The organism is Christensenella sp. (assembly GCF_034927525.1).
Lineage (GTDB): Bacteria > Bacillota > Clostridia > Christensenellales > Christensenellaceae > Christensenella.
Genome location: NZ_JAYFPU010000218.1, coordinates 1 through 5,877, shown reverse-complemented (window position 1 = coordinate 5,877; position 5,877 = coordinate 1). Strand labels below are relative to the sequence as shown.

Below are 5,877 nucleotides of genomic sequence, written 5' to 3'. Positions count from 1 at the left end.
TGAGACAAAAACGATTCCTACTCCTTGGCATCCTGGCGGCCTTTATTCTATTTTGGGGCAGTACTGCTTTTGCCGCAGAATACTACACCACACCGGATTATAAGGTCGATATGGCGGTCAATGAAAACCACAGCTACGATGTCACGGAAACCATCACCGTCTCTTTTACGGAACCACGCCACGGGATTTATCGTTATATTCCCCAAAGCGGCAGCTTCTACCGGGAGATTGACGGCAAAGGGGTTGAAAGCACCTATAATGCCGTTATCTCAAATATTCGGGTGGATGGCTATAATTATGACACCGATACCGAAAACGGAAATCTCGTCTTAAAAATAGGCGATTCGGACACCACCGTCGATGGAACCCAAGTCTATACGATCCATTATACCTGGGACCCCGGTGATGACAAAATTGATGGCTTTGACGATGTGTATTTTAACATCCTGCCCTACCAATGGCCCACTGCCATCGACCATGCCGCTTTTACTGTCCATATGCCAAAGGCCTTTAATGCCGGGGATGTCAATGTGTATGCCGGCAGCTACGGTGCCACCGATGGTAATGCCATCAGTTACTCCGTGGACGGAACCACCATCACTGGTGAAACTACTAAGGCCCTTACCGCAAACCAAGGGGCTACCCTGAATGTCCGTCTGCCCCAGGGCTATTTTGTCGGTGCCCGCACCGGCCTGGAGGGCGTTCCCTTTATCTACGGATCCTGTCTCATTGGGCTCATCGCCGGAGGAGTCCTATACTTTCTCTTTGGTCGGGGCAAAAAGCCAGTGGAGGTGGTCAATTTCTATCCCCCCCATGACTTTACACCACCTCAAATTGGTACCATCATCGATGGACGGACAGACCGAAAGGACTTAGTTGCGGTCATTATGTATCTGGCGGATAAAGGTTATATGACCATTGAAGAAACCAGCAAAAGCACCTTTACCTTCCATCAACTCAAACGCCCTGGCGCAAAGGATGAACCAGATTTCATCCGTGAAATTTTTACGGGAATTTTTCCCTCTAAAGCATCACAGTCCGTCACCTCGGAATCCCTTAAAGGAACCTTCTATGAGTCTGTCAATGCTGCGACTGCTATGGTCGAAGGCTTCTTTACCGCTCCGGAGCATCAGCTTTTTACTGCACAATCCAAGATTGCACGGTTTGCAGTGGCCGCCATCATGGTCATCGTGATGGTGATCTTTGCCGGTGCTCAGACCTATGCCTCCGAAGGTTCGCTGAATCTCTTTATCCTCGCCTTTATTTTGGTAATTTCTGTCGGCTTCCCAGCCGCTAGCTTTTTATGCTTTTACAATACGGCGATTATTAACAAAAAGAGTTACAGTGGTGGTAAGCGTCTATTGATCAGCTTACTTTGGGCTGTACTGACGCTCATTCTTATCTCCCTATCCATCGTCATGAACAGCCTGCCCGCCAGTGTAGCTTTGGTCGCTTACGGCACGATTATGGCACTGGGTATCCTCCAGTTTTACACCTTAAGCCGAACAGAAACTGGAACCCTTTGGTATGGTGAAACCCTGGGCTTTAAGAACTTTATCGTCAATGCAGAAGCCGATCGAATCAAGATGCTGGTGGATGAAAACCCCAGTTATTTCTTCAATATCCTGCCCTATGCCTATGTTTTAGGAATTACCAATAAATGGGCAAAGAATTTTGAAGGTTTAACCATTGAACCGCCAACCTGGTATTATGGCTATAATACCTTTAATACCTTTGACTGTCTCCTATTTGCCAGTATGCTAAACCACAGCATGCGCAGCATGGCCAGTGACCTCATCACGGTTCCCTCTAATTCCGGAAGCGGTGGTTTCGGCGATGGCGGCTTCGGTGGCGGTGGCGGCTTTGGCGGCGGCGGCGGCGGTGGCGGCGGTGGTGGCAGCTGGTAGGACCGCCAGACAACGTAAAACGGCCATACCCCGCATTTGCACTTATGTTAAGACCATTTAGGATTTTTCTGGATTGATTGAAAATGACTATGTGATACACAAAAAACATACAAAAAATATACAATTATTTTTTAGTTAACCTACAAAAAACACACAATTTTAACCCCGGTCAATCGCCGGGGTTTTGTTTTTAAAATCATTTGTCTGCCTACTGCAATAAAAAAATCCCCCAGCCGAAGCCAGGGGAATCTACTTATGAATTCAACCACTTCTGGAACGCCAAAACAGACACCGGCCCGATGTAACCATCGGCTGGTACCTTCAAAAACGTTTGAAGCTTAACCGCAGATTCGAAGCCGAACCAGCCATCGTCATTTGCTCCAATGAGCCTTTGCAGAGCTGAGATAAAGGGGGACCCATCGCCATTATCCCATTCAAAGGTTCCGTAATCCTCGCAGATGTATTCCCGACAACTTTCAAGCTGACCGCTGATAACTCCATCCACTGGGGTTCCGAATTTATTCTGGGCCTTACTTGTGGTATCACTTCCCCACTTACCATCCTCTTCAATTTTTCCAGATGATTCAGGTTTGTTTTCGGGTTTAGATGGTGCGACCACTACAGATCCATCCAACTCTTTATAATTTTCGCCTGCTCTGTCCATGATACCGTATGCGATACAATTCCCAAAAAATCTTCCGTTGTCTTTCAAAAATTGTCCGTCATCATCAATGGACCCTGCTTCAAAAATCGTCGCTTCCATTAAGGTGCCCGTGACTTCGTAGTCATCCTGGTATCTATTGCCTTTGTCGATATAATCCATTCTGCTTGTTACAGCATTTCGAATATCCGCTCCAAGAGCCGCTCCGGCGTCGGAAACATAGAGTGCAAACATTCCAGATTCAGCTTTTTCCCAGTCTAGATGGATTGATACGTAGTGGGTGCATCCACGTTTATTCGCAGATTCAACACATTCGATGATGTTCATATCGTTTTCCGGATAATCTGTAACATAATCTTTCCCATTACTGACAAAAACTTCTAAAATTCCACCAACGATAATTTTGGCAATGTCCGCCTCAACATTGTTTTCCCAGACTGTTCCAGGATCCCATTTATTTTCAGTCGTGACTCCATGACCAATGGCGATAAAAGGTTTAAAACCCATGGTTATTTACCTTTCCTTTCCGCAACCTTGTCCGCTGTTTTTGCCAATATATCCGCTAAATCAGCGTTACTATAATTTCTGGCCACAACTGCCTCGGCTTTGTCATTAATGTCCGTTTTGAGCATGGTCACCTTGCTGTCAGCAACCCCGGGTGTTGATGTGTCGCTTAAGATGCCGATGGACACCAGCACCGACAGGACGCCGGTCAGCATCACGTTGAGGGGCTCCCACTCAAAGGCTAGGCCAAATTGTCCACAGGCGTATTGGATGACTAACCCAAGGATGGAGATGATCCCCATCCAAAATGCACCGCTTTTTAGTCTTAGTTTTAAATTCATTTATCCTTCTCTTTCCTCGGGGCAATTTGTCCCGGCAATGGCATTAATCCGCTTGTGGGCCTGCTTTGCGCTGGCCTCCACGGCCGCCAAACGTTGGACCAGCTCAAAGTATCGCTCGTCCTGCTTTTCCAGTTTGTGATTGATATCCTCAATCCCTTTTTTGAGATAACCCAGGTCTGAGGCGATGGCCCCTTCCTGGGCACCGTCCTGTTTACTGTCTTTTTTTGTGTTGGCCATATAGACGGCATAGCCAATTAATCCGCCGGCAATGGCACAAATGAGATTGATGAGTACAGGGTCAATGTTCACATAGTCGCTCCTTTCGATGATATGACAGGCCCCGAAAGGCCAGCCAATAAAAAAAGACCCTCTGGTCTACGCTGCGGCTTGACGCCGCTCAATTTCGGCAACGACTTTAACCCTTAAAAATGCGGGGACCATGGGGACGCCTAAACGGGTTGCATCGTCCTGGGTCAATGCACGTTCACTGGCTTCAACCAGGTCTGCGTACATTTTTGCAAGATATTCCATTCTTATTCACCTCCTCCTTCTGCCTGGGATTCAATGTATTCGGCCAAAGCTAGTTGGCTTGCCAGATTGTCGGCCTCCTGCTTTTCGATGGCTTCCGCCAGAGCGAGTTGGAGCAGTTGGACTTCCGACGGTTGCGTGCTAATCGGCTCGGGTACATATTCTTCGATGTACCCAAACAATCCGCTTTGAGTATCAGGGGTAGCCCGCATCCTAAACACCTTTCCTTGTCTTTCCAACTCAAAATATTTGTTATAATCGGCATCCGTTATAGGGACATCGCTCTTGGTTATTGTATGTACGCTATCAACAACAAAACCGATAGCGTCTCCCATTATCCTCAAAAAATACATATCCTACCTCCTAGTATCCAATTGCAAACCAATGAATCTGAAAATTCGTGTTTGCATTCAGTGTGTTTCCGGTCAGCCCAAATTTTTGTGAGCTGTACATCGTCATCCAAACATTTTTGTTGAGCACATCGGAGTAATAACCGTTAAGGTATTGCCGATTAAAAACACAAACAGCACCATTCGGGAACGTAATCGGGAAGGTGATGCTTTGGTTGAGGTTACCATCACTACCAACTACTCCAGTCGTAACTCCCCATTGCAAAATAAGTCCTCCTGGAAATTTTTTGTACCCATTTCCTCCCATATTTTGCGTCCACCCACTCTTAATCATATCCTCCGAAATTTCCGGCAGGATTTTATCCCAATCCGTCCCATTAAAAATTTGGATTGGTCGTTTAATATTTGATGCCATTTTTACCTCCTTAAATCCAAATATCCCCTTTCCGGGGACTCGTCGGTGCCGTCGTACTGACGGTCACCGTATTGCCGCTGGCTCCTGTGATTTTTGCGTCCACCTCGGACTCCGTGTAGTATCGGTCATCGTGGGTGTGAGACGCTGGCGTAAATGTCGTTGGCTTGCTGCCAATCTCGCTCCATGCGTATGACGGCTTGGTGGATGCCTTGGCCCAGGCTGGGACATCCGATGCCGGCATCGATGACGGGAAGTCCGTAATCTGGGCTTTTGTGTGGTTGTGGGATGTCGGCGCTGCCCCAATATTACTTGGCGTCAACGCAATCCCATCAACCCCATTAAACGCCACCCCATTAATTGTTGCACTGAATGTTGGCTTGTATGGCACGACAACAACATCCGTTGTCGGTACAATGGTAGATGTCGATGAACTGTTATCCAAATACTCAATTTCCCATCCATTTTTATCTGTCGCAGTCGTTCCGAGTTCAATCTGAACATTAACTGAAAACTGAGGGAAATAGATGCCCCCAATCAAAGCAATCCCGGTATACTTAACAGAATTTTCTACGTATGAAAATAATTTTATTACCGGTCGCCAGGCACCCATGGACACCGCTCCGCACCAACCATGTGTATTATTGTAAATATAATATCCAATCTTTATCTCAATCGGTGATTGTAGACCATAAGCATATCCAACAATGTGGATAACCGGCATATGGCGACCTGAACTAAAGGGAATCTTTGTCTTAATTAAAATTTCCTTCGTTGTCGTACCAATCATACACCTGACAACATTATATGCAATATTTCCAGTTTGCCACAGCCCTGTTGCTCTCCCGTTGATAGCATCAATTGACTCACACAGATATTTCATCCCATCACCCCGTCACCGTCACCCGATACGCACCGGACGCTGGGGCCGTTGCAAAGAGCAGTGTAATCACATTGGCGCTGGTAATCTGCATATCGCACATCACCACGCTGTATGGCGTGGCGGCCTCCCGCACCGTTACCGTCACATCCTGGGTGCCCAGATTGTGGGTCACGGCAATACTGGTTGCACTGCCGTTGCCAATGGCTGTGGCATACTTTTTAGGCTTTGCATTCCACGCCGTCTTTTCGGCGTCCGTCGCAAAACGGTGGGAGGTGTCCTCGGTAATCATCG

General features: G+C 47.2%; 8 protein-coding genes and 1 pseudogene. 1 reads left to right on the top strand and 8 read right to left on the bottom strand.

Going from position 1 to position 5,877, the window contains the following annotated elements:
* Nucleotides 1–1,907: DUF2207 domain-containing protein (locus tag VB081_RS09105; RefSeq protein ID WP_323400505.1), on the top strand; the 1,907-nt coding region annotated here is incomplete at its 5' end.
* Between the two features lie 253 nt (nt 1,908–2,160).
* Here the strand turns inward: VB081_RS09105 and VB081_RS09100 are convergent.
* The 8 genes and pseudogenes from VB081_RS09100 to VB081_RS09065 form a co-directional block, all read right to left on the bottom strand.
* Nucleotides 2,161–3,075: an N-acetylmuramoyl-L-alanine amidase gene (locus tag VB081_RS09100; RefSeq protein ID WP_090305325.1), complete on the bottom strand. Its 915-nt coding sequence runs from the start codon at nt 3,073–3,075 to the stop codon at nt 2,161–2,163.
* A gap of 2 nt (nt 3,076–3,077) precedes the next feature.
* Nucleotides 3,078–3,413, bottom strand: coding sequence for a phage holin (locus VB081_RS09095; RefSeq protein WP_323398088.1), 336 nt, complete (start codon nt 3,411–3,413; stop codon nt 3,078–3,080).
* Entirely contained in the window at nt 3,414–3,722 is a 309-nt protein-coding gene (locus VB081_RS09090; RefSeq protein ID WP_090305319.1) for a hypothetical protein, read from the bottom strand.
* Between the two features lie 66 nt (nt 3,723–3,788).
* A complete protein-coding gene (locus VB081_RS09085; RefSeq protein WP_323398087.1) occupies nt 3,789–3,944 on the bottom strand; it encodes a hypothetical protein in 156 nt (51 codons plus the stop codon).
* A 2-nt stretch (nt 3,945–3,946) separates the two neighbouring features.
* A complete protein-coding gene (locus tag VB081_RS09080; RefSeq protein ID WP_323398086.1) occupies nt 3,947–4,294 on the bottom strand; it encodes a hypothetical protein in 348 nt (115 codons plus the stop codon).
* Nucleotides 4,295–4,304: 10 nt separating this feature from the next.
* Nucleotides 4,305–4,706 (bottom strand): gp53-like domain-containing protein, encoded by a 402-nt coding sequence (locus tag VB081_RS09075; RefSeq protein ID WP_323398085.1) that lies wholly within the window; start codon nt 4,704–4,706, stop codon nt 4,305–4,307.
* Nucleotides 4,707–4,716: 10 nt separating this feature from the next.
* Nucleotides 4,717–5,586: a hypothetical protein gene (locus tag VB081_RS09070; RefSeq protein WP_323400504.1), complete on the bottom strand. Its 870-nt coding sequence runs from the start codon at nt 5,584–5,586 to the stop codon at nt 4,717–4,719.
* 4 nt (nt 5,587–5,590) lie between these two features.
* A pseudogene (locus VB081_RS09065) lies at nt 5,591–5,877 on the bottom strand (hypothetical protein); the annotation flags it as partial.

Excerpts from the sequence above, each read along its gene's own strand:
- VB081_RS09100 (WP_090305325.1), bottom strand. The coding sequence starts at position 3,075 with ATGGGTTTTAAACCTTTTATCGCCATTGGTCATGGAGTCACGACTGAA.
- VB081_RS09095 (WP_323398088.1), bottom strand. The coding sequence starts at position 3,413 with ATGAATTTAAAACTAAGACTAAAAAGCGGTGCATTTTGGATGGGGATC.
- VB081_RS09085 (WP_323398087.1), bottom strand. The coding sequence starts at position 3,944 with ATGGAATATCTTGCAAAAATGTACGCAGACCTGGTTGAAGCCAGTGAA.
- VB081_RS09080 (WP_323398086.1), bottom strand. The coding sequence starts at position 4,294 with ATGTATTTTTTGAGGATAATGGGAGACGCTATCGGTTTTGTTGTTGAT.
- VB081_RS09075 (WP_323398085.1), bottom strand. The coding sequence starts at position 4,706 with ATGGCATCAAATATTAAACGACCAATCCAAATTTTTAATGGGACGGAT.
- VB081_RS09070 (WP_323400504.1), bottom strand. The coding sequence starts at position 5,586 with ATGAAATATCTGTGTGAGTCAATTGATGCTATCAACGGGAGAGCAACA.